This window comes from Shewanella sp. cp20, assembly GCF_000832025.1.
GTDB lineage: Bacteria > Pseudomonadota > Gammaproteobacteria > Enterobacterales > Shewanellaceae > Shewanella.
In genome coordinates, this window is sequence record NZ_JPII01000028.1 from 19,081 (window position 1) to 42,172 (window position 23,092).

Annotated in this window: 20 protein-coding genes and 1 pseudogene; 12 read left to right on the forward strand and 9 right to left on the reverse strand. The window is 55.8% G+C overall.

From position 1 onward, the window contains the following. Positions 1-2: 2 nt before the first annotated feature. Together surA and lptD are read right to left on the reverse strand one after the other, a co-directional pair. Positions 3-1,307 carry a peptidylprolyl isomerase SurA gene (gene surA / locus DB48_RS10340; RefSeq protein ID WP_041510214.1) on the reverse strand — a complete coding sequence of 435 codons (1,305 nt, stop codon included), beginning with the start codon at positions 1,305-1,307 and terminating at the stop codon, positions 3-5. A 126-nt stretch (positions 1,308-1,433) separates the two neighbouring features. Further along, complete coding sequence (lptD, locus tag DB48_RS10345) at positions 1,434-3,755, reverse strand: LPS assembly protein LptD (RefSeq protein ID WP_041510215.1); 2,322 nt, start codon at positions 3,753-3,755, stop codon at positions 1,434-1,436. A gap of 156 nt (positions 3,756-3,911) precedes the next feature. Here lptD and DB48_RS10350 point away from each other — a divergent pair, with 156 nt between their 5' ends. The 5 genes from DB48_RS10350 to DB48_RS10370 are packed head-to-tail and all read left to right on the forward strand — an operon-like array spanning position 3,912 to position 8,080. After that, on the forward strand, positions 3,912-4,952 hold the full coding sequence (locus tag DB48_RS10350) for an aminoglycoside phosphotransferase family protein (protein ID WP_052813756.1): 1,041 nt from the start codon (positions 3,912-3,914) through the stop codon (positions 4,950-4,952). Further along, a complete protein-coding gene (gene murU / locus DB48_RS10355) occupies positions 4,949-5,674 on the forward strand; it encodes an N-acetylmuramate alpha-1-phosphate uridylyltransferase MurU (protein ID WP_041510216.1) in 726 nt (241 codons plus the stop codon). Before DB48_RS10350 ends, murU begins: the two co-directional genes overlap by 4 nt. Next, a complete protein-coding gene (gene djlA / locus DB48_RS10360) occupies positions 5,675-6,451 on the forward strand; it encodes a co-chaperone DjlA (RefSeq protein ID WP_041510217.1) in 777 nt (258 codons plus the stop codon). A gap of 25 nt (positions 6,452-6,476) precedes the next feature. Next, complete coding sequence (locus DB48_RS10365) at positions 6,477-7,106, forward strand: outer membrane beta-barrel protein (RefSeq protein ID WP_041510218.1); 630 nt, start codon at positions 6,477-6,479, stop codon at positions 7,104-7,106. 20 nt (positions 7,107-7,126) lie between these two features. Continuing rightward, positions 7,127-8,080, forward strand: coding sequence for a D-2-hydroxyacid dehydrogenase (locus DB48_RS10370; protein ID WP_041510219.1), 954 nt, complete (start codon positions 7,127-7,129; stop codon positions 8,078-8,080). A 73-nt stretch (positions 8,081-8,153) separates the two neighbouring features. On the opposite strand, the gene purT is transcribed toward DB48_RS10370, so the two are convergent. After that, a complete protein-coding gene (gene purT, locus DB48_RS10375; RefSeq protein WP_041510220.1) occupies positions 8,154-9,332 on the reverse strand; it encodes a formate-dependent phosphoribosylglycinamide formyltransferase in 1,179 nt (392 codons plus the stop codon). Between the two features lie 267 nt (positions 9,333-9,599). On the opposite strand from purT, the gene DB48_RS10380 reads away from it, so the two are divergent. From DB48_RS10380 to DB48_RS10390, 3 genes are all read left to right on the forward strand, one after another. Continuing rightward, positions 9,600-9,989 (forward strand): DUF3302 domain-containing protein, encoded by a 390-nt coding sequence (locus tag DB48_RS10380; protein ID WP_041510221.1) that lies wholly within the window; start codon positions 9,600-9,602, stop codon positions 9,987-9,989. 1 nt (position 9,990) lies between these two features. Further along, positions 9,991-11,127, forward strand: coding sequence for an HlyD family secretion protein (locus DB48_RS10385; RefSeq protein ID WP_041510222.1), 1,137 nt, complete (start codon positions 9,991-9,993; stop codon positions 11,125-11,127). Positions 11,128-11,372: 245 nt separating this feature from the next. Next, positions 11,373-12,842 (forward strand): AAA family ATPase, encoded by a 1,470-nt coding sequence (locus DB48_RS10390; protein WP_041510223.1) that lies wholly within the window; start codon positions 11,373-11,375, stop codon positions 12,840-12,842. 31 nt (positions 12,843-12,873) lie between these two features. Here DB48_RS10390 and DB48_RS10395 read toward each other — a convergent pair whose 3' ends face one another. After that, a complete protein-coding gene (locus DB48_RS10395; protein WP_041510224.1) occupies positions 12,874-13,413 on the reverse strand; it encodes a DUF4136 domain-containing protein in 540 nt (179 codons plus the stop codon). Between the two features lie 188 nt (positions 13,414-13,601). On the opposite strand from DB48_RS10395, the pseudogene DB48_RS10400 reads away from it, so the two are divergent. Beyond that, positions 13,602-13,879 (forward strand): annotated as a pseudogene (locus tag DB48_RS10400) (DUF1289 domain-containing protein). 26 nt (positions 13,880-13,905) lie between these two features. Here DB48_RS10400 and DB48_RS10405 read toward each other — a convergent pair. From DB48_RS10405 to DB48_RS10425, 5 genes are all read right to left on the reverse strand, one after another. Then, positions 13,906-15,189 (reverse strand): sensor histidine kinase, encoded by a 1,284-nt coding sequence (locus DB48_RS10405; protein WP_041510225.1) that lies wholly within the window; start codon positions 15,187-15,189, stop codon positions 13,906-13,908. 10 nt (positions 15,190-15,199) lie between these two features. Further along, entirely contained in the window at positions 15,200-15,913 is a 714-nt protein-coding gene (locus DB48_RS10410; RefSeq protein ID WP_011864701.1) for a response regulator, read from the reverse strand. Continuing rightward, a complete protein-coding gene (locus tag DB48_RS10415; RefSeq protein WP_235375381.1) occupies positions 15,913-16,221 on the reverse strand; it encodes a DUF3019 domain-containing protein in 309 nt (102 codons plus the stop codon). Before DB48_RS10415 ends, DB48_RS10410 begins: the two co-directional genes overlap by 1 nt. 107 nt (positions 16,222-16,328) lie before the next feature. Then, a complete protein-coding gene (locus tag DB48_RS10420) occupies positions 16,329-17,207 on the reverse strand; it encodes a MipA/OmpV family protein (protein WP_041510227.1) in 879 nt (292 codons plus the stop codon). Positions 17,208-17,379: 172 nt separating this feature from the next. Continuing rightward, entirely contained in the window at positions 17,380-18,216 is an 837-nt protein-coding gene (locus tag DB48_RS10425; protein ID WP_041510228.1) for a LysR family transcriptional regulator, read from the reverse strand. Positions 18,217-18,372: 156 nt separating this feature from the next. Between DB48_RS10425 and DB48_RS10430 the strand changes: the two genes are divergently transcribed. From DB48_RS10430 to DB48_RS10440, 3 genes are all read left to right on the forward strand, one after another. Then, positions 18,373-19,548, forward strand: coding sequence for an acyl-CoA dehydrogenase (locus tag DB48_RS10430; protein ID WP_041510229.1), 1,176 nt, complete (start codon positions 18,373-18,375; stop codon positions 19,546-19,548). A gap of 108 nt (positions 19,549-19,656) precedes the next feature. Continuing rightward, positions 19,657-21,966, forward strand: a complete 2,310-nt coding sequence (locus tag DB48_RS10435) for a dehydrogenase E1 component subunit alpha/beta (protein WP_041510230.1) — start codon at positions 19,657-19,659, stop codon at positions 21,964-21,966. Between the two features lie 14 nt (positions 21,967-21,980). Further along, positions 21,981-23,051 carry an ACP S-malonyltransferase gene (locus DB48_RS10440; protein WP_041510349.1) on the forward strand — a complete coding sequence of 357 codons (1,071 nt, stop codon included), beginning with the start codon at positions 21,981-21,983 and terminating at the stop codon, positions 23,049-23,051. Positions 23,052-23,092 lie beyond the last annotated feature (41 nt).

Sequence of the window (23,092 nt, forward strand, 5' to 3'; positions counted from 1 at the left end):
GGTTAACCTCGATTGAAATCGGCATCGAATACTTCAATGTAAGCCTCCGCTCGCATTTCATCCAGCCAGTTCTGTAATTCTTCATTAAACTTACGGCGGAAGATGAGCTGGTGTGCCCGATTAGTGTTAAATTTATCTGTCGCATCCGTCTTACGTCGCTCCTCCAGCTGCACTATGTGCCAGCCGTGGCTAGAACGGAAAGGCTCACTGATCTCGTTAATCTTCAGTGCGCCCAGTGTTTGTGCGAAGGCAGGCACATAGACGGTGGGATCCGCCCAGCCTAATTCGCCGCCCTTGGCCGCCGAACCTGGGTCTTCGCTGTATTGACGCGCCAGGGTGGCAAAGTCTGCTTCACCGCTTCTTAGCTGGTCGGCAAACTTGTCGAGCATCGCCTTGGCACGCTCTTCCGACAGGATAGGTGACGGCTTGATCAGTATATGACGTGAACGTACTTCGTCAATTTCTTTGGTCTGCAGGCCGCGAGCATCCATTACCTTTATGATGTGGAAACCGGCGCCACTGCGTACAGGGCCTATGATGTCGCCCGTCTTGGCGCCGACCAGTAGTTCGGCAAACAGGGTTGGCATCTCATTGACGTTCATGTAATCCCAGATACCGCCTTCCAGCGCCTTAGGGCCTGAAGAGGAGGCGATGGCGGTCTGTTTGAAGTCGCCATCGTTTTGCAGGCGCTTGAGTACCGCATTGGCGCGGCTGCTGGCGGCTTCAAGTTGTTCGCTGTTGGGGTTGCTAGGCACTTCGATCAGAATATGGCCGATCTGGTATTCTACCTGCTGCATCCCTTGTTCTTCGATAAGTTTAACCAGGCTGTTGATCTCCTGTGGAGACACCTGGATACGACGCTGCACCTGAATACGCTGGATCTCGCCCAGGGTGATCTCTTCCCTCAGTTGCTCACGGTATTGGCTCCAGCTCATGCCCTCGGCCTCAACCTTTTCACGCATCATTTCAGGCGTCAGCTTCTGCTCCTTGGCGATGTTTTCTATGGTCTGATCCAGTTGCAGGTCACCGATATGCAGACCGATGCGGTCGGCCATCTGCAGCTGCAGGCGGGTGACGATCAGACGCTCGATCACCTGAGTGCGTAGCGCCTTGTCAGAAGGTAATGACTGGCCGGCGGCTTTTGCGTTGGCTTTGACTGTCTTCAACATGTTGACGATTTCGCTTTCCAGCACTATGCCTTCGTTGATCTGAACCGTTACCCTATCCAGAGGGACGTTCTCGGCCATCGCGCCGTGGCTCATCGCCAGTGTAAGTAAAGCAAAAATCAGTTGTTTACAGGGTTTCATCCACAAAAATCCTTGGCATATTCAGGTCGGTCAACTTAGGCGTCGACCGAGTATCTAATTCGACTATTCTGATTGGACTACAAGTCCGTATCTAGGTTCAGCGCGGAGCCGATTAAAATATTAAAACTAGTTTTTCAGGTAGAGCGGCTTGCGATAGTTAAACAGGCCATCGTTAAGCATGTCCGACACCCCAAGCGGGCCGGAGCCACCTAATCCCTTGATCACAAAGTTCAGGTAGAAGCCGCTTTCGAACAGCTCCCTGTCGTTGAACGTTGGATCTAAATTGTCATCGTAGTTGGTTTTAATGCGGTAATGATAACTTAAGCGTACCGCCCAGCAACAAGATTCGTATTGAAATCCTGTGTAGGTCTCGACGCTACGATTTTCGTTGAGATCGTAATACCAGTTGCCCACGATATACCAGTTGTCGCTGATCGGCCAGGCCGTGCGCAAGCCGGTTTGCGACACATTAACAGATTCGTTGGTGTTGCTGTTAACTAAATCGGGCACGTAACGATAGCTGAGCTGCAACAGCTTGTTGACCCCGGGGCGGAAATCCAGCGTGACTTCACTCTTCTTGTTGTTCTTGTTCTTGGTGTCATATTGAATGGCGCCGCTCAAGAACCAGTCGCTGTACAGCTGGGTATTCAGTTCCGCCGCCAGCACCGAGTTGGAGGTGTTTTCCTGCTTGAAGATCTCGTTCGGGCGGGAGGGATCTGTGATGCCAACCTCGCTGTCTTCAAAGTAGTAGATCTGACCTAGGCTGAACTTGAAACGCTCCAGGTTATGATCGTCAAACAGGCGGGTGGTCAAACCCAGCGTCATCTGGTTGGCGTCTGCGATACGATCGAGACCCGAGAAGCGGCGATCCCTGAAGAGGCCGTAATAGTCATCCTGTAATAGCGCAGTGTCATAGATGCCGATGTTGGACTGATCTTCATAGCCCACATACAGGTACTGGAACTGTGGCTCCAGGGTCTGGCGGTAGTTAGTATCGAAGTAATCGGTGAAACGCTCGAAGTTGATCTGACCGTGAATACGTACCTGGGGCAGGGTACGGCTCACCGTGCTGTCCAGCGGCTCTGTACCCGTGTAGTTCTTGGTGTCCTGCCAATAGTTGGTCTGTAACAGCTTGAGTTCACTGGTCAGCGAGCCTGCAGGCCCGTGGATCGGCAGGGATACGCTTGGCTCGAAGTGCAGACGGCTGGCGGTGGCATATTGATCTTCCTTGTGGCGGAAGTTGCTCGCCTCTCCCATGAGGTTGAAGTCTATGCCTTGCCACAATCCGGGCGCGCGATAGTTAAAGCCAATCTGCGGCATCACCTGGTAGGGAGATTCTTCCTCACCCAGTACCTTGATGTCCTGCACTCTGGCCGACATGTCCCAGTTATCGTCGAAATAGGCGATTTCGCCTATGCGCGAGATCTGATTGTCCGTGGCACGCAGCACGTCAGAGGGTAGATCGTTGAAGTAGTTGTTATCTGACACATCGGTAAAGTTGGCCAGTACCCGCCAGTTGTCGGCGATGGCCCCTTGATGCTGCCAGTGGTAGAGGTAACGGTCGGCGCGGTTGGGTACCAGATCGTCTTTGCCTAGGTATTCGACATTTAACTGCCCCTGCTGTGCCTCGCCGGCAAGATAGCGAAACTCAGACTTGAGGAACAGGCCGCGAGCCGACATATAGTGCGGGGTAAAGGTGAGATCATACTCTGGTGCTATGTTCCAGTAGTAGGGCGTCGCCACCTCGACACCATTGGTGGTACTGGTGCTGAAAAACGGGAACAGGAAGCCCGACTTACGTTTTTCCGACACGGGAATCGTCATATAGGGCAGATAGAAGACTGGTACATCGCCGATTTTCAGTTTGGCGTCCCAGAGCTCGCCCCACTCTTCGCTGCTGTCTATCTTGATGGTCTCGGCTTCCAGCAGCCAGGAGGTATCGCCTGGCGGACAGGTGGTGAAGCTGGTATTAGACAGGTGCAGGTTGTTGTCCTGGGTGATCTCCAGGTTTTCCGCGTCGCCGTGGATCTGCTGGCCGTGGAGCCAATATTGGGCGCCCTTAAGCTGGGCACTGTTGCTGCGCATCTCGGCGCTCAGGGAGTCTGCCGTGACGGTAAACATATTGTCTTGGAACACCAGGTTGCCGTTAGCATCCAGGCGCTCGTTAGCCTGATCCAGCACGGCACTGTCTGCGGCGATATGACGGCCGCCTTGGCTGAAAGTCACATCTCCCTGGAAAGTGGCCTTGTCACCCATCTTGGCGTTGGATGAGTCGGAAACGATCTTAATCTGCTGCAGATCCAGAGGGCGTTCGTCTGTGCTGGGTTCTGGAATAGGTACGGGCGGAAGTACCAGACACTGGGCACCGGGCGCGGGAGTGGTTTCCGATTCGTCTGCCAAGACTAGCTGCGGGAGTAGCGCCAATGCCAATAAGTAACGGATATGCATCTTTTATCGTTTTTGTGATTTCTTAGTCTAGACAAGTTATCGGTGAGAATAGTTGCATCCCCCTTAGGAAGCAACTTAGCAAAAGAGATAGAATCATCTTAATTGCTGTTTCTATTTTGCTTTATAATAAAGCAATTTTCTTCTAAGAGCCATGAGGTGCCCTTGTCAGATCCAAGATTTCTTGCCCTTAATTCATGGATAGCGCGAACTTTAGGCGATGAGGCGCAGCTAGCCTTAATTTCCGGTGACGCCAGTTTTCGCCGCTACTATCGTGTCCAGTATCTAAGCCAGACTTTTATCACCATGGACTCGCCGCCGGATCTGGTGCCCGTCGCCCCCTTTATCGACCTCGCAAACGCCTATCATGATCATGGCATCCTGGCGCCAGAAGTTAAGGCCGCCGAGCTGACACAGGGCTTTCTGTTGCTCTCCGATCTCGGTGATACCCAGCTCCTCGAGGTGCTGACGCCTGAGAATGTCGAGCAATACTATGGCAAGGCCCTTGGCTTGCTTGAGGCGCTGCAGACCATCACCTCGTCGGCTGGGCAGCCCTTGCCCGATTATGACGACGCCTTCGTGCTGCGGGAGCTTACTATCTTCATCGAGTGGCTGGTCGAGCATCATCTGCAACTGACCCTGGATAGTCAGACGCGGCAGATGATAGATGGGTGTTTTAGCCTGCTCATCGAAAACGTTGCCCAGCAGCCCAAGGTGGGCATGCACAGGGATTACCATAGTCGTAATCTGATGCTCTGCGATGACGAGCTGGCGGTGATCGATTTTCAGGACGCGGTTATCGGCCCTATCACCTATGACGCCGTCTCCCTGCTGCGGGACTGTTACGTCCGTTGGCCGAATCATGTGGTCGAGCCCCTGCTTAATAGGCACTATCAGCAGATGCGCGCCTTGGGCCGCATATCCGGTGAGGTGGCGTTTAGCCAGTATCGCCGTTGGTTCGATCTCATGGGGATGCAGCGTCACCTGAAAGCCGCAGGTATCTTCTGCCGCCTCAACTATCGCGACGCCAAACCGGGTTATCTGAAAGATATTCCGCTGACCCTGAGCTACGTGTGCGATATAGGGGCACAATATCCTGAATTTGCGCCTTTCATCGCCTGGTTAAGGCGTGAGGTGATGCCGCACATGACCAGCGACAAGCTGTCTCAGCTGACAGGTCATGTGGAGGTACAGGGATGAAGGCCATGATACTCGCTGCCGGTCGCGGTGAGCGCCTGCGCCCGCTGACAGATAGCCTGCCTAAACCTCTGGCTGAGGTCGCGGGCAAGCCGCTGATAGTCTATCACATAGAGCGTCTGGCGAAGATAGGCATCACAGAGATAGTGATCAACCACGCCTGGTTAGGACATAAGCTCGAAGCCTATCTGGGTGATGGCAGCGCCTGGGGCGTCAGCATCAGCTACAGCCCTGAGACAGAGGCGTTAGAGACAGGCGGCGGCATCAAGCAGGCCTTGCCCCTGCTTGGGGATGAGCCCTTTGTGGTGCTCAATGGCGATGTCTACATCGACAGCCTGCCCAGGGTGAAGGGCTTGTCTCTCGAAGCGGCGCTCGATAAGGCAAGAGTCACCGAGTTGATGGGCGAGCACCAGGCCTACCTCTGGTTGGTGGATAACCCTAAACAGCATCCAGAGGGCGATTTCGCCCTGGAGGCGGGCAAGGTTAATGACAGCGGCGAGCCCAGGCTGACCTTCTCCGGCATGGCCATTTATCATCCGCGCTTTTTCGATGACGCGCCCTGCGGGCGTTTCGGCCTGGCGCCGCTGTTGAGGGCTAAGATGCAGCAGGGACTGATAGCTGGTGAGCACTATTCTCACCTCTGGTGCGACGTGGGCACCCTGGAGCGATTGCAGTCACTGGACGCCGAACTGCGCGCGGCACAAAAACACAATAAAGGTTGTTAGATGAAGATTTGGGGTAAGTTTTTTGGGTTTGCCATAGGTTTCATGTTTGGCCGCATCATAGGCGGTATCATAGGTCTCTGGCTGGGCCACCTCTATGACAAGAAGCGTGGTGAGGTGGAGCAATTGATGGGTAAGGGCAGCGATCGACAGGCGCTGTTTTTCAATACCGCCTTCGCCGTCATGGGCCATGTGGCCAAGGCCTCGGGTCAGGTGACCGAGAATGATATCCGCCTGGCGACGGCGCTGATGGATCAGTTGCGGCTCAGCGGCGATGCCCGCCGCGAGGCTCAGGCGGCCTTTACTCAGGGCAAGGCCGCCGATTTCGATCTCAAGGCGTCACTGCGCACCTTCAGGCTGATCTCCATGGGGCGACGTGAACTGCTACAGATGTTTCTGGAGATCCAGATCCAGACGGCACTGTCGGACGCCGAGCTAGATGCCAAAGAACATGCCATACTCTTAACCGTGGCGAAGGAGCTGGGCTTTAGCCGCGAGCAACTCGATGAACTACTCAAGCGCTGGCAGGCGGAAGTGAACTTCCAGCGCCACGGCCGCCAGCAGACCTCCATTAACGATGCCTACGAGGTGTTAGGCCTCAACGAGCAGGCATCGGATCAGCAGGTAAAGCGTGCCTATCGTAAGTTGATGAATGAGCATCACCCCGACAAGTTAGTCGCCAAGGGGCTACCCGCCGAGATGATGGAACTGGCCAAACAGAAGGCGCAGGATATTCAGGCCGCCTATGACAGGGTAAAGCAAGACCGCGCCATGAGATAATCATAAACAAGTAAAGGAGAGGGCGATGAAGGGAATAAGGCTGATCTTATTGACGGGACTCTTAGCATGGATGACGGCTCAGGTTGCTTGGGCAAAGTCGGATATCTTCGTCGCTCCCTTCGGTGGTTATAGCTTTGGCACCAGTGAACTCGATGCCACAGATATCGGCACTAGCACCCAAGGCAGTATCAGCATCAAGGACTCCAGCCACTACGGCATCATAGTGGGGATGAAGACCCGGGATCCTGGCGATGTCTACCTACTCTACAGCCACCAGAGCACAGATATGCACGTTGGTGGTATGTTTAATCCCAACCGCTTGGCAAAGCTTGAGCTGGATTACGCCCACCTCGGGGGCTCGCTCTATTTTCCCAAGGGAGATCTGCGTCCCTATGTTACCGTCAGTGTCGGCATGACACAGATGCGTCCGTCCGGGGATTTCTCTGATGAATCACGCTTCTCCATGGGCATAGGGGGAGGCGTGGAATACCAGCTCGGGGATAACTTCAGCCTGTTTGCCGATGGCCGCGGCTATGCCACCTTCATCAACAGTGATAACGAGCTGTTTTGTGATGCTAACCGCTGTATCTGGAATATCCGCGCCGATGTCATCTGGCAGGGCCAGGTGAATGCCGGATTTAAATACACTTTTTAACCCTTAAGAGAGCAGTCTTCATGAAGATAGTTGTACTCGATGGCTACACCCTCAACCCTGGCGATCTCGATTGGCAGCCGCTGGCAGCGCTGGGCGAGTTTCACTGCTTTGACAGAACCGCTCCGGCCGAGCTTATCGATCGTGCTCAGGGGGCCCAGGTGTTGCTGACCAATAAGACAGTGCTCGACGCAGAGAGTCTCAAGGCCTTGTCTGGGCTCGAGTATGTCGGCGTGCTCGCCACTGGTACCAATGTGGTGGATCTCAAAGCGGCTAGTGAGCTAGGGATCAAGGTGAGCAATGTGCCCGGCTATGGTCCGGACGCCGTGGCGCAGATGGTATTTGCCCATATCCTGCACCACACCCAGAGATTGTCTGATCATCACAATGCCGTGGTGGCCGGCGCCTGGTCTCAGGCGCCAGATTTCTGTTTTACCCTGACGCCGCTGCAATCGCTTAAGGGCAAGACGCTGGGACTGGTGGGCTTTGGCGATATAGGTCGGCAGGTGGCTGCTATTGCCAAGGCCTTTCAGATGCGGGTGCTGGTTAACACGCCATCTATTAAACGGGATCTCCCGGAAGGGGTCAGCTGGTGCGAGCGTGAGGCGTTATTCGCAGCCGCCGACATCATCTCGCTGCACTGCCCGCTGACGCCGGACACCCAGCAGCTGATCAATAGTGAGCGACTAAGGGCCATGAAGTCCAGCGCCATCTTGATCAACACGGCCAGGGGCGGCCTGGTAGATGAGCAGGCCCTGGCCGACGCCTTAAGCCGCGGCGAGATTGCCGCGGCCGGCGTGGATGTGTTATCGAGCGAGCCGCCAGAGGCAGACAATCCCCTGCTGAGTGCGGCCAATATCAGCATCAGTCCTCATAATGCCTGGGCGACCAGGGAGGCGAGGCAGAATCTGTTGACCATTGCCATTGATAACCTCCGGGGCTATTTGGCGGGGCAGCCGATTAATCAGGTGAATTAAGCCAAGGTCATCTGGTGGGAAAGCAAAGGGCGCCTATTGGCGCCCTTTTTGTTGTTCTTTAGTTGCTGAGGATTTAATTCAGCAAAACTTCGACCTGAGCGGCAACCTTGAGCGCCTTGTCGATGGCGTTATCAATGCTTTCCCCGCGGGCCAGGCCCACGCCGAGACGTCGACGGCCGTCGATATCTGGCTTGCCAAATAGGCGCAGTTGAGTGTTTGGCTCAACGAGTGCCTGCGCCATGCCGCGGTAGCTGATGTTATGACTCGTGCCCTCGGCCAGGATCACCGCCGATGCCGATGGGCCGTGTTGCATTATGTTGGCGATCGGCAGGCCTAAGATGGCCCGCACATGCAGGGCGAACTCCGACAGGTCTTGGCTGATAAGAGTGACCAGGCCGGTATCGTGTGGACGAGGCGACACCTCTGAGAAGTAGACCTCTTCGCCCTTGATAAACAGCTCGACGCCGAACAGACCGTAGCCGCCAAGCGCCTCAACCACCTTACGTCCGATCGCCTGCGCCTTGGCGAGCACGGCATCAGACATGGCCTGGGGCTGCCAAGACTCGCGGTAGTCGCCATCCTCCTGGCGATGACCTATGGGATCGCAGAAGTGAATGCCATTGACGGCGCTGATGGTAAGCAGGGTGATCTCATAGTCGAAGGGGACGAAGCCCTCGACGATCACCTTGCCGCCACCTGCGCGGCCGCCTTCCTGGGCATATTGCCAGGCCGAAACAATATCCGCCTCACTGCGTATGATGCTCTGGCCCTTGCCCGATGAGCTCATCACAGGTTTGACGACACAGGGGAGGCCGATGTCGGCGACTGCCTGCTCAAACTGGGCCTGGGTGTCGCAGAAGAAATAGGGTGAGGTGGGGAGAGCCAATGTCTCGGCGGCGAGGCGGCGAATGCCTTCGCGATCCATGGTGAGCTGGGTTGCCTTGGCGGTGGGAACGACATTCACTCCTTGCGCTTCCAGCTCGACCAGGGTCTGAGTGGCGATCGCCTCGATCTCGGGGATCACCAGGTGGGGTTGTTCCTGCTCTATGATGGCGCGCAGGGCCTCACCGTCCAGCATGTTGATCACATGAAACCTGTGGCTGACCTGCATGGCCGGCGCGTTGGGGTAGCGGTCGACGCCAATGACCTCGACGCCCAGACGTTGTAGTTCGATGGCAACTTCTTTGCCGAGTTCGCCGCAGCCTAGCAGCATGACGCGCCTAGCGCCTTTTGAATAGGGTGTGCCTATCATGGTGTGGGTACCTTTTTATCTTGAGTGGGTCGTGCGCCCAGCTTCGATTATTTGGTGACTATCTTACCTCTTAGCAAGGAGTATGCAGACCCCTTACGCCGACAAGTGTGTACTGGATCAAGATTATGACGCGAATTTAGGAAAGCATTATCAGCAATTTATGGCTAGTATGGATAAAGTAAAATTGCGAGATTTACTTGTTTGCGCCAATCTCGATGGCGCGGTGTGTTGTGGTTAAATAGGTTCAATAACAATAAGGAGTGAGCCGTGTTTCTGGATTACTTTGCTTTAGGTGTCATCATCTTTGTCGCCGTTTTCCTGTTTTATGGGGTGATCGTGATCCACGATATTCCTTATGAGATAGCCAAGAAGCGTAATCATCCCCAGCAAGATGCCCTGCATGTTGCCGGTTGGGTGAGTCTGTTTACCCTGCACGCTATCTGGCCCTTCTTGTGGATCTGGGCGACCCTGTATCGCGAGGACAGAGGCTGGGGCTTCAACAAGGTGGTCGAGCGAGAGCTGGCGCTGGAAGATGAGGTCAAACAGCTCAATCAAACCATCGCCAAGCTTGAACAGCGTCTGAGCGCCGTCGAGGGCGGGCAAGCGGCCTTGCATGTGGTCGAGACACAGTCAGATTCGCAAGAGAAGGAGTCATAAGATGGATCTATTACTCATTCTGACCTACACCGCCATCTGTATCGCCATCTTCAAGATCTTCAAGATACCACTCAATAAATGGACTGTGCCCACGGCGATTCTCGGCGGCATAGTGATCGTCGGCGCCCTGGTGCTGCTGATGAACTATAACCACCCCTACACGCCCTATGCGCGTCAGGTGTTTGCCACGGTTCCCATCAACCCCGCGGTGCGTGGCCTGGTGACCAGTGTCGAGGCCAAGCCCAATGTGCCCCTGAAGAAGGGGGATGTGCTGTTTCGCATCGATCCTAAGCCCTTCGAGGCGGTGGTGATGCAAAAGCGCGCGGCACTGGCTGCGGCCGAACTCGAGGTGCCTCAGCTAGAGGCGGCCTGGCAGACGGCTCAGGCCAGTGTGGAACGAGCCACGGCCGATAGAGACAGAAGCAAGTCGGCGTTCGAGCGATACGAGAAGGGGCGCAAGCGTGGCGGTGCCAACTCGCCCTTTACCGAGCTGGAGCTGGATAACAAACGCCAGCTCTACATGGCCTCCGAGGCGCAGCTTACCGCGGCCCGCTCTGAAGAGTTGAGGGTCAGGCTCGCCTATGAATCCAATGTTGATGGTGTCAATACCAAGGTGGCCGGGATCCGAGCCGAACTGGATAAGGCGATGTACGATCTCGAGCAAACTGTGGTGCGGGCGCCGGCCGATGGCATAGTCACTCAGATGGCGCTGCGCCCCGGGGTGATTGCCGTGCCTATGCCGCTACGCTCCCTGGTGAGTTTTATTCCCGACGAGGAGCGCTATTTTGCCGGGGCCTTCTGGCAAAACTCCCTGCTGCGCCTCAAGGAGGGAGACGAAGCCGAGATGATCTTGGATGCCGCGCCGGGTGAGGTGTTTAAGGGCCGGGTGGCCAAGGTGCTGCCCGCCATGGCCGAGGGTGAGTTTCAGTCTCAGGGGGCGCTAGTCTCCTCTATGGCACTGTTGCCCAGGGGGCGCGCCATCGTCCTGATTGAGCTGGACGATCACGAGGCGAAACGTAACTTTCCCGCCGGGGTGTCCGGTCAGGCGGCGGTCTATACCGAGCATTTCTCTCATGTGGCCGTGATGCGTAAGGTGTTGCTGCGCATGCAGGGCTGGCTGAACTACCTATTTCATTAACTGATAGCCTGTCAGTCTGGCGAGTCTAACAGAGTCCCGCTAATAAAAAAGCCCGCGTTGCGGGCTTTTTTATGGGGTAATTCATGGCGTGAATAATTGAATTTGTTGAGATACTGGGGTAACAATAGCGCTTGGGTTGGCGAACCAGGGCCAGCCTTAGCGACTAATGCTTCTGCCGCTAGTGACGGCTCATATACTGCTAGCGACTAATCTTATACCGCTAGTGGCTTTGTTTAAGGATGACTATGCAAGATATTCGCGATCTCACCGCCGTGCTTCGCTCCAATACCCCGATCGTCGTGATCGAAACCTATGAAGAGTATCGGGTGATCGAGCTGCTAAAAAGGGTATCGACCATCCTATATCAGCCGCTGTTTACCTGGAGCATCACCCAAGGGCTGGCGCGTGCCGATGTGAAGATGGGGACTCAGAAGTTCAACACAGATCCCACAGAGATCCTGGGGCAGATCAAGTCCACCAGTCAGCAGGGAATCTATGTATTGTGCGACTTTCATCCCTTCGTCGACAATGCCCCCAAGAATGTGCGTCTGCTTAAGGAGATCGCCTTAGAGTATGAGGCATTGAAACATACCATAGTCCTGGTTAGCCATGCTTTCGAGATCCCGCCAGAGATCAAACGCTACTGCGCCCATTTCTCCATCTCGCTGCCAGATACCGTGCAGCTGCAAAACCTTATCTATGAGCAGATAGACAAGGCTCGCGGCGAAGGTCTGCTGCAGAGTGTCGATGATGACGCCGTGGCTAAGCTGGCCGAGAATCTCAGGGGGCTGACCTTCGACGATGCCCGCCGTCTGGCTCATAAGGCGATAGTGGATGATGGGGCCATCACTCACTCGGACGTGGACAGGATTAACCAGGGCAAGTTTAAGCTGCTGGATATGGAAGGGGTGTTGCAGTTTGAATATGACACCAGCGACTTCTCTCAGGTGGCCGGCCTGCATAACCTGAAGAAATGGCTCTCCCATCGCAGTCCGGTATCGAGTGCAGAGGGGCGGGTCGATCATCCCAAGGGGATCTTGCTGCTGGGGGTACAGGGCAGTGGTAAGAGCCTGGCGGCCAAGGCCGTGGCGGGCATGTGGCAGCGTCCCTTGCTGCGCCTGGACATGTCGGCCCTGTATAACAAGTATATCGGCGAGACGGAGAAGAATCTGCGTAACGCCCTGGCGCTGGCCGACCTTATGGCGCCTTGCGTATTGTGGATAGACGAGATAGAGAAGGGTCTCAGTAGTGGTAGCAGCGACGATGGCACCTCTAAGCGGATCCTGGGAGCGCTGCTGACCTGGATGGCCGAGCGAAAATCTGAGGTGTTTTTGGTGGCTACGGCCAACGATATCAGTGCCCTACCACCCGAGCTGATGCGTAAGGGCAGGATGGATGAGATCTTCTTTGTGGATCTGCCAGATGATAGCGTGCGCCAGGCGATCTTCCTGATCCATCTGCAGCGTCGTCGGCTCGACCCGCTTAATTTTGATCTGGCTAAGCTGTCACAGGCCAGCCAGGGCTTCTCTGGTGCCGAGATAGAGCAGGCGATCATCTCCGCGCGTTATACGGCGCGGGCGGCGGATCAAAGCGTGTCTCAGGCGCTCTTGCTGGGCGAGTTGATGAAGACTCGCCCCCTGTCTGTGGTGATGCGGGAAAAACTGGCCGCGCTGCGTCACTGGGCGCAAGGGCGTACCGTCAACGCTCATCAATAGTGCATGCGGTCAACGCCCATCAGGAGCGAGTCTACTTGGGCTTAGGGGGGAACTGAGAGAGAATCTTGTTCACGGTTTCCCTGGTCTCTCTGGCCTTTTTCTCGCCGCCGTCATCGTAATCAAACTTATCGCTACCGCGCCAGACCAGCTTGTTGCTGGCGCTGTCGACTATGTCTATCTGGATGAGCTGCATCTTGGCGCTGTCGCTGCCCAGTGGCACGCCGACGCTGGTGCCGACTCCGACACTACCTGAGCTGCCCCAGCTGCCTGTTCCCAGGCCGATGGAGAGCCCGGAGCTCTTGGGTTTGTCCACCACCTTGAAGCCGTAGGTCACCATAAACTGGGGCTGGTCGGCGACCTGGCTGTAGCCTCTCTGGGTCAGGCTGTCGACGATGGCCTGGTCTATCCGCGCCGTGCTGAGGGGGTCGCCGATATTGGCAGGACTCTGCAGGGTGAAGCGCTTAAGCGCATCGAAGTCATACTGGGTATCGTAATCTGTGGTGGGTTTGCTGGCACAGGCGCCTACGAGTAAGGCGGCGATTGTTAGGATGAGCAGGCGTAGTGAACTCATGAGACTCCTTAATAATCATAATTTGATGCTATCAGCTTATTTATACTAGAGTTTTCAGTTTTAGTGTATGAATAAAGTTTAGCCAGTTGCCGAGATTTAGGTTATGTTTTAACTATAGGCTCATTTAGCGACCCCTTAAGTGAGCCCCTATTCAAGATGTCGCAGACAATTAGGTGTAGCTAGCCCCCATGGAACAGTTAGAGTTTTTCGAGATCCCCAGTCCCTGTATTGGTGTCTGTCAGACAGACGCTCGGGGCTATTGCAAGGCTGCCTGCGCAGCAGAGAGGAGCGCTTTAATTGGCTACACTTCTCCGATGCGCAAAAAAATGAGGTGATTCGCCTATGTAAACAGCGTCATCGCCGTCGTCGCCTGGCCCTGTTAAAGGCGAAGAAGACCGCCATCTTGGAAGAGCGTGCCGCCGCGACCCAATCACTGGATTTCGATATCGACCTCGATGCCGATTAAGGCTCTGCCCTAGTTTCTGCCGCCTGTTATTTTCTTTGTCTGCTCGCGTTCACCCTGGGCCAGCTTAGGGTAAAGACTGTGTTGCCCGGCTCGCTTGCCAGTGACACCCGGCCATTGTGCTTGTGCATGATCCGCTTGATGATGGCCAGTCCCAGTCCATGACCCTTGTTGCCATTCTGTACCACCTTGCTGCGATAGAAGGGTTCGAAGATCTTCTCTTGATCTACGGCCGCGATACCCGGGCCATCGTCGATCACCTTGAGCTGCACCGACTTGTTTTCCTGGCTGATCTCTATGGTGATATGGCTCTTGGCAAAACGCTGGGCATTGATGATCAAGTTTTGCAGCGCCCGTTCGATGAGCGAAGGGTCGCCCATCACCTTCAGCTCGGGCGTCTGCTCGTCAAAATAAATTGGAACGCTGTGGCGGTTTTGCAGGCGGCTGATGGTCTGCTGGGTAAGCCGGGTCAGCTCACAGCATTCAAACTCTAAATCCTGCTGTTGTGACTCCAGGCTGGCATAGGTGAGTAGCTCCTGCAGCAGGGTTTCCATCTCCTTCACATCTTGCTGCATCTCGTCGAGAAATTCCTGGCGCCGCTCGGGATCTGAGTCGGGGGCACAATATTGAGGCACCAGGGCCAGGGCAAACTTAAGCCGGGCCAGGGGGGTCCTGATCTCGTGGGAAACGGCGTTAGAGAGATGCTTCTGGTTCTCGATCAGCGCGCTGATGTGGCGGGCCATCTCGTTGAAGGTTGACGCCAGGGGCTGTACCTGGGAGCGGCTGGAGAGTTGGATCTGGGTGTCCCACTTGGCCTGGCCAAATGCCTTGGTCGCCAGTCGCAGCGTCTTGAGATCCCGTGACAGGGGCCAGACCCAGATCAGCGCGACCAATGCCAGGGAAAGATAGAAGAAGAGGGTAAACAGGCCGCGCAGTTGTTCCCTGGGATCTATCTCTATGGGCCCTGCCATGAGGATCTCCTGGTCATCGATCTCGATAAAATGCAGCTCGTGTTGCTCGTCCGGGGCGGTCACCAAGACGCTGTCGCGGCTGAGGGATTCATCTTGGTTGATGGCCACCTGGGCCTTAGGTAGTAGCCTGAGTGGGTAGCTGTGTTGGGTGCTAAGCTGCGAGAGAAACGCCTCGCGCTGGGCCTTGGGCAGCTTGCCGATTAGCTGGGCCAAGGCGATGAGCGGCGCGTCTTGGGCACCGCCGTCGTCGACATTGTTTTGCCAGATGCTGTCCAGGGTCCAGCCGATACCGAGAAAACTGAGGCTCAGTAGTAGGTATAGGCTGATGAAGAGTCGTTTCAACGCAGCTCCGTTAGTTGTTCCAGGCTTCTGGGGCGAATAGATATCCCTGACCCCATACCGTCTTAATTCTAAATGGGGTTTCGATATTGTCACCTAACTTCTTACGCAGTCTCGAGATGCGCACGTCGATCTTCCTGTCTTTGCCGTCGAAATCGATGTTGAGCAGGTATTGATAGATATATTGACGGCTCAGCACCTGCCCGGCTTGTGAGGCCAGCAGCCAGAGAAGCTCGAACTCATGACTGGTGAGGTCCACCTCGAGATCGCCCAGGCGAATGGCCTGAGTGTGGGGATCTATGCTGAGTTTACCGAAGCTGAGGCAGTGAGACTCCGCCTGCGGTGGCTTGGCGGTGCGGCGCAGCAAATTATTGATACGGGCGATAAGCAGCGCAGGATCGACAGGCTTCACCACATAGTCGTCGGCGCCCAGCTCTAATCCCTTGATCTGATCCTCGTTGGAACCCAGGGCGCTCATCAGCAGGATAGGGCCGGCAAAGTAGTCGGGCAGTTTTTCACAAAGAGTAAGGCCATCCATCCCTGGCAGCATGATATCGAGCAAGATGATATCTGGTTTGTAGTTGATCAGTCGGGTCAGTACTGTGTCACCACGACGCTCAACTTCCACGTGCATTCCATGCGACTTTAAATAATCCACAATCAGGTTTGCCAGACGAATATCGTCTTCGACGAGCAAGACTCTATGGGTCGATTGAGATTCTGTCATTAGAATAGACTCCAGGGGTTGCGATAACGACGCCTCACCTGAGGCGACGAAGTAGGGGTAACTTTTAATTTTACGCCGGCCAAAGTTTGGTGGCTTTCTTTGTCTATCATGACAAATTGAATATCTTTTTGTGTCTCAACCTTCACGGTGAGCGAGTGGGTATTGGGGGAATCGGCGCACCACTTCTCCAGGTCGCTATGATCCGACATGATACAAACCACCTGGGGATAGGGGGTTTCCCAGTTCAGTACCAACTCAATTTCACAGCTCTGTTCGACATTGGCCGTGATGCAAAATTGGGGTGACAATGACAAGCTGGCCGTAGACTCTTGGCCCGCGGCATAGGTAATGTTACACAGTAAAATAATGGCAATAATTGCCTGTATCAGCCTGAAAGTCATTGAAAACACAAACCTTAAAACCTATAGGCTGTGCCGATAAAGTAAGTGTTGGTGTAACTTTCGGTGACGAGCGGGCTGTCGGTGATCGCATCGGCCAGGTCGGTATAGCGCACCAGGAAGAGCAACTCCCAGTGCTCATTCATTATGTATTGTGTCGTCAATTCTAATCCTAAATTAGTGCCAGAGCCGGCACGATAGCGTTCACTCCAATATGCATTCTCGCTTGGACGTACGCCGTAATAGTAGTTGATGATCTCTTCGCTCTTCCAGTTGGCCACCGCGGCGACTTCAAATTTCCAGTCGGTCAGCGACAGGTTGTAGAGCCATTTGACCTTGCCCTCCATGCCTGAGTGGACATCGAAAAGGTCGTGGGCCAAGGCGAGGTTGATTATACCGACCGGAGTGTAAATAAACGCTTCGGCTCCGCCAAGAAGTGTAAATTTTCTGTCTTCGAGTTCGTTGAAAAACGGCTCGGGCTCGGCGCCAAAGGCTTGAAATCGTGAGGTAAGCGCCGGTGTCGAGCTGATCTGGCTGGTACCAGAGATAAAGATGTTCGACGGATCCCAACGGTAGAAGTAGGCGCTGTCGCTGCTGAAGCTGGTGGTCAGGTTGAGGCTGAACAGCTCCTCGTCCGCCAGGGTGTAGCCCAGATTACCATTGTCGAAAAACCAGCTGTCGCCATAGTAGGCCAGGGTCGGTGCCAGGTAGATGGGGATATCGTCGTAGTCGCGGATGGGGTTACTGCGCTTGCCATAGCCGAATGCCAGGCCGAGTTGCCATTGGCCAACCTCGATGCATTCATCATCCATATGACAAACCTTCTGCTCTTCGGCCTGGATGGCAAAGGAGAACAGCAGAGTCGTAAGTAGGCCTGTCAGCAGCTTGTTTTTCATGGGTATAGATACACTAAATCGGATCAAACAGGAGTCTGAGCAAAGATTACCATTTACGTCATATATGCACAGCGTTTTCGCTATTCCTGATGCAAAATGATACAGCTTGATGCCTTGTGTTGGTTGCGTTTTGGTGAAATGTTGCGCAGTGATAGGGAGCCTGTGATCCCTTTTAGCTATAGAGTTTACTGACTTGTTGCAACTGCCTCTGCTGCTCGGTGCGCTCCCCCTCTCTGGGCATGGCCAGGCCGACGGTGCGCCTGAGCTGCAAGTCGCCAATCGCCTTATAGATGATGTTGTTCTGCTCCATCAGTACCGGCAGTGCTGGCACCAGGGCGATCCCCACGCCGGCGGCCACTAAACCCACGGCATATTCCACCGTCTGGATCCGCGCGCGGATCTGCATCTTTATCCCCTCGAGATCCATCAGCTGTTGCAGATCCGCCAGGGCCTCGCAGGGGGCGCGGTGGATGAAGGGCTGGCCGCTAAGATCCTGCAGGCGAATCTCTTTCTTCAAGGCCAGGCTCATGTTGGAAGGGATTGCCAGCAGGTAGTCGTCATGCCAGATGGGCTGAAATACCTCATCGGACTTTAGCTGGCTGGTGGTGATGATACGGGCATCGCAGGGCTCGTTGGCCTCGACCAGGGTAAGCTCCATATCATGGCAGGCCTGACTAAAGTCTTTGAGCAGCATGCTCATGCGTTGTACCCCGAGTGAGTTGATCAGGCCAAGCTTAAAGGGCTGGCGCTGCTCGGGGGTATTAAAGAGCGAGGCTATCGCCTTGGACTCGTTTAACAGGCGCTGGGCCAGGGGGTAGAGGCGCTCGGCCGACTCTGTTGGGCTGACCCCTCGGCCGTGGCGCTGGAAAAGTTGGGTATTGAGCTCATCTTCCAACTGGCTGATGGCCGAGGAGATCGACGGCTGGGCGATATAGCACTGCTTAGCGGCGGCGCTGATGGTGCCTTTATCGTAGACGGCGACGAAGTAGCTCAGGGCTCTCAGGTTCATCTTTACCCTTACGTAAGATATAGAAAATAACTATGTAAGCTAAACAAAAAGAATATTTTTCCTACGGATAAATTATGCCTATGCTAGTCGAATTAGCAAGTGGTGAATTAGTCACCAGCGACAACCACAACAATAATGACAGCAAGGAACAGACTCATGGCTCGAGTGAAATTTGATTGGCAAGATCCACTGCAATTCGATGCGCTGCTTAGCGAAGATGAACGCATGATCCGTGACATGGTGCACGACTATGCGCAAGAAAAGTTGATGACCCGGGTATTGATGGCCAATCGCGAGGAGCATTTCGACCGTGAGATCATGAACGAACTGGGTGAGCTGGGACTCCTGGGGGCGACCCTGCCCGAGGCCTATGGCTGTGCCAATGCCAACTATGTCAGTTACGGCCTGGTGGCCCGTGAAATCGAGCGGGTCGATAGCGGCTATCGTAGCGCCATGAGCGTGCAGTCGTCATTGGTGATGCACCCCATCTATACCTATGGCAGCGAACAGCAGCGCCAGAAGTATCTGCCTAAGCTGGCCACCGGCGAGTGGGTAGGCTGTTTTGGTCTGACCGAGCCGGATGTGGGCTCAGATCCCGGTGGGATGAAGACCCGCGCCGAGCGCATCGAGGGGGGTTATCGTATCAACGGCGCCAAGATGTGGATCACCAACTCGCCCATCGCCGACGTGTTTGTGGTGTGGGCCAAGCTCGACGGGGTGATCCGCGGCTTCATCCTGGAGAAGGGGATGAAGGGGCTAAGCGCGCCTAAGATTGAGGGTAAGTTCAGTCTCAGGGCATCGATCACGGGTGAGATAGTGATGGACAATGTTGAGGTGGGGGAAGAGGCGCTATTGCCTAACGTCGAGGGACTCAAGGGCCCATTCGGCTGCCTCAACAAGGCTCGCTACGGCATCGCCTGGGGCGCGCTTGGCGCCGCCGAATTCTGCTGGCACGCGGCGCGTCAATATAGCCTAGATCGTATCCAGTTTAACCGTCCGCTGGCCGCCACTCAGCTGATCCAGAAGAAGTTGGCCGACATGCAGACAGAGATCACCACTGGTTTATTTGCCTGCCTGCAGGCCGGTCGCTTGATGGATCAAGATGCCTTACCGGTCGAGGCCATCTCACTGATTAAGCGCAACTCCTGCGGCAAGGCACTGGATATCGCCCGTACCTCCCGCGACATGCATGGCGGCAACGGCATCAGCGATGAGTTCCATGTCATTCGTCACGTGATGAACCTTGAGGCCGTCAACACCTACGAGGGTACCCATGATATTCATGCGCTCATCCTGGGTCGTGCGCAGACCGGTATCCAGGCCTTCGGCTAATTCCTCTCCTTCAGCTCGGAGCGACGGCGTCGCTCCGCCTTCTCGTCGCAGCGGCCTGTTGAACGCCTGTGGTCTAGGCCTTGTTGCGCCCAATTGAGGTAGATCAACTTGGAAGATAGAGCTATTGCCCTCGACAGGCAATTTGTCGAACGTGTATCACAGCAAGATTTCCTGGAGATAGAGCAGGGCTGGTGCCACACCCGCCTGGGGCTCAGCGATGCCGATTTTGTCGGCATGTTCGAGTCTCAGATGAAGAGCCGGCTGCTGGATCTCGAGTCCCGTAAGATGCGGGCCCGCAATCAGGGCTTCTATACCATAGGCAGCTCGGGTCACGAAGGTAACGCCGCCTGCGCCGCGGCGCTGCGCCCGACCGATATGGCATTTCTGCACTATCGCAGCGCGGCCTTCATGATAGAGCGGGCGCGTCAGGTGCCCGGCGAGACGTCTCTGTGGGACATGCTGCTCTCCTTCGCCGCCTCTAGCGAAGATCCCATCTCGGGCGGACGCCATAAGGTGCTCGGCAGTAAGCGCTTGATGATACCGCCGCAGACCTCCACCATCGCCTCTCACCTGCCTAAGGCGGTGGGTGCTGCCCTGAGTATTCCCCTGACCCAGCGGCTGGATATCGACAGCGTCTTGCCCGAGGACAGCCTGGTGTTCTGCAACTTTGGTGACGCCTCGGCGAACCACGCCAGCGCCCAGACGGCGATAAATGCCGCGGGCTGGGCCGCTTATCAGCAGGTGCCACTGCCGCTGCTATTTGTCTGCGAAGACAATGGTATCGGCATATCCACCGCCACTCCGAGCGGCTGGATCGCAGCCAACTTTCGCGACCGCGCCGGCATCAAGTATTTCTATTGTGACGGTCGGGATCTACTGGATTGCTATCGGGTCAGCCGCCAGGCGGCCGAATATGCCAGAGTCAAGCGGCGCCCCGTATTCTTGCATGTCAGAACGGTTCGCCTGATGGGGCATGCCGGCAGCGACGCCGAGATTGCCTATCTGAACAAACAGAAGATTTTCGATAACGAGGCGCAGGATCCACTGCTGCTCACGGCCAAGCAGATCATCGAGGCCAAGCTGATGAGCCCGGATGAAATCGTCGAGCAGTACCAAAGCCTCAAGGCGCGTATCGCGGCCATTGCCAAGGTCGCGGTCGAGCGGCCCAAGCTCACTAGTGCCCAGGCGGCGATGGCGGCAGTGGTCCCGCCTGTAAATGACCAGGTTCAGTCACACCAAGATCTGTCCGATGAAGCCTTTGCGCGGCTATTTAGCGCAGACAAGAACTCCCTGGGTAAACCGCTGCACATGGGTAAGCTTATCAACATGACGCTCACCGAGTTGATGGCACGTCAGCAGAACATAGTGGTGTGCGGCGAGGATGTGGGCAAGAAGGGAGGGGTGTATCATGTCACCTCGCGTCTGGTGGAGCGCTTCGGGCCTAACCGGGTGATCAATACCCTGCTCGATGAGACCTCGATATTGGGGCTGGCCATCGGCATGGCCCATAACGGCCTGCTGCCGATTCCCGAGATCCAGTTCCTCGCCTATGTGCACAACGCCGAGGATCAGATCCGCGGCGAGGCGGCGACCCTGCCGTTCTTCTCTAACGGCCAATTTACTAACCCCATGGTGATTCGCATCGCCGGTCTGGGTTATCAGAAGGGCTTCGGCGGCCATTTCCATAACGACAACTCCCTGGCGGTGTTTCGCGATATACCTGGCCTCATTCTGGCCTGTCCCTCCAATGGCGAAGATGCCATGGGGATGCTGCGTGAATGCGTGCGCCTGGCGGAGCAGGAGCTGCGACTGGTGATCTTCCTTGAGCCGATTGCCCTCTACATGACGCGGGATCTGCACCAGGAGGGCGACGGCCTCTGGAGTCATGCCTATTGCCCCCAGGAGCAGGCAAAGGCGTTACCCTACGGTGAGCTGGGTGTCTACGGCAAAGGCAAGACACTGGCTATCCTCAGCTATGGCAACGGCTATTACCTCAGCCGTCAGGCCGAGCGTGAGTTGGCCGAGCGGGGGATAGATTGCCGGGTTATCGATCTGCGCTACCTCATCCCGCTTAACGAGGAGGCGATCATTGCTGCGGTCAGCGAGTGTGAACACCTGCTGATCGTCGATGAATGCCGCCGCAGCGGTTCGGTGAGTGAGGCGATAGTCACCTGTGTGCATGAGCGCCTGGGGGATCTCGCGCCGCAGATGGCCAGGCTGACCGCCGAGGATTGCTTTATTCCACTAGCGGAGGCGGCGACCCTGCCGCTGCCAGGGCGCTCGCAGATAGTCGAGGCCGCCCTTGCCCTGATTGGTGAGCAGGCTTTGATTGGTGATCAGGCTTTGGTTGGTGAGCAGGCTAAAGATGACGAGGGGAGTGCAAACATCCAGCGCACAGGAGTGAGACAAGCCTTATGACACAGGAAGCTAAGATGATGAAGACAGGCGAAACGGCGGCGACAGGCAAGCTAAGAGCGCTGGTGGTGGCGCCGGGAAGAGGCTGCTACAACAAGGAGGAGCTCGGCTATCTCGCCAGGTACCATAGCGACAAGCTTGCCTTTATCGAGGCAGTCGATGCCTATCGGCGTGACTTGGGGCAGAAGCCCATCGCCGAGCTCGATGCTCAGGGTAAATACTCCTTCAAGCTGCATACCCCGGGGGAAAATGCCTCGGCCTTAATCTATGCCTGCGCCATGGCCGACTTTATGGATATCGACCGTGAGCGCTTCGATATCGTGGCGGTCACGGGTAACTCCATGGGCTGGTATATCGCCCTGGCGCTGGCCGGCGCCCTGGATGAGCGCGGCGCGATTGAGGTGATCAACACCATGGGCAGCATGATGAGTGACGGCCTGATTGGCGGACAGATGATCTATCCAGAGATGGATGACAACTGGCGCCGGGACAAGACCAAGACAGAACTGCTGGATAGCGTTATCGCCGAGGTGAATGAGCTGGCCGGCTGTGAGCTCTATACCTCTATTCATCTGGGGGGATATAGGGTACTGGCGGGTAACGAGGCGGGGCTGACTCAGGCTGAGGCCCTGCTGCCAAGGCTTGAAGAGCGCTACCCTATGCGACTGTATAACCATGGCGCCTTTCACTCGCCACTGCTGATGGATATTGCGCGCCGGGGGCAACAGGCCCTGCCGGAGTCGCTGTTTCATCGCCCCAGATTGCCCATGGTCGATGGCCGGGGACATGTGTGGAATCCTTTCTCCACTGATTTGGCACGACTGCACAGCTACACCTTAGAGCATCAGGTGGTGGCGCCCTATGACTTTAGTCAGGCGATGGCCGTGGGGGTCAAGGAGTTTGCCCCAGATTGCGTGATAGTGCTGGGACCGGGTAACACCTTAGGCGGACCCGTGGCGCAGACGCTGATCGCCAACCAATGGTTTGACTGGCAGAGCAAACAGGATTTCGGCGAGGCGCAGAAGTTGGCGCCTAAGCTGATCGCCATGGGCAACCCCGCGCAGCGACCCATTGCCACGGGAGAATAAGGGCGTTGCTATGCTTATTGTACCTATGGCATATTGCCTTC

Coding starts and splice junctions, on each gene's coding strand:
- surA (WP_041510214.1), bottom strand. CDS start 1,307: ATGAAACCCTGTAAACAACTGATTTTTGCTTTACTTACACTGGCGATG.
- lptD (WP_041510215.1), bottom strand. CDS start 3,755: ATGCATATCCGTTACTTATTGGCATTGGCGCTACTCCCGCAGCTAGTC.
- murU (WP_041510216.1), top strand. CDS start 4,949: ATGAAGGCCATGATACTCGCTGCCGGTCGCGGTGAGCGCCTGCGCCCG.
- djlA (WP_041510217.1), top strand. CDS start 5,675: ATGAAGATTTGGGGTAAGTTTTTTGGGTTTGCCATAGGTTTCATGTTT.
- DB48_RS10365 (WP_041510218.1), top strand. CDS start 6,477: ATGAAGGGAATAAGGCTGATCTTATTGACGGGACTCTTAGCATGGATG.
- DB48_RS10370 (WP_041510219.1), top strand. CDS start 7,127: ATGAAGATAGTTGTACTCGATGGCTACACCCTCAACCCTGGCGATCTC.
- purT (WP_041510220.1), bottom strand. CDS start 9,332: ATGATAGGCACACCCTATTCAAAAGGCGCTAGGCGCGTCATGCTGCTA.
- DB48_RS10385 (WP_041510222.1), top strand. CDS start 9,991: ATGGATCTATTACTCATTCTGACCTACACCGCCATCTGTATCGCCATC.
- DB48_RS10390 (WP_041510223.1), top strand. CDS start 11,373: ATGCAAGATATTCGCGATCTCACCGCCGTGCTTCGCTCCAATACCCCG.
- DB48_RS10395 (WP_041510224.1), bottom strand. CDS start 13,413: ATGAGTTCACTACGCCTGCTCATCCTAACAATCGCCGCCTTACTCGTA.
- DB48_RS10410 (WP_011864701.1), bottom strand. CDS start 15,913: ATGACAGAATCTCAATCGACCCATAGAGTCTTGCTCGTCGAAGACGAT.
- DB48_RS10420 (WP_041510227.1), bottom strand. CDS start 17,207: ATGAAAAACAAGCTGCTGACAGGCCTACTTACGACTCTGCTGTTCTCC.
- DB48_RS10425 (WP_041510228.1), bottom strand. CDS start 18,216: ATGAACCTGAGAGCCCTGAGCTACTTCGTCGCCGTCTACGATAAAGGC.
- DB48_RS10430 (WP_041510229.1), top strand. CDS start 18,373: ATGGCTCGAGTGAAATTTGATTGGCAAGATCCACTGCAATTCGATGCG.
- DB48_RS10440 (WP_041510349.1), top strand. CDS start 21,981: ATGATGAAGACAGGCGAAACGGCGGCGACAGGCAAGCTAAGAGCGCTG.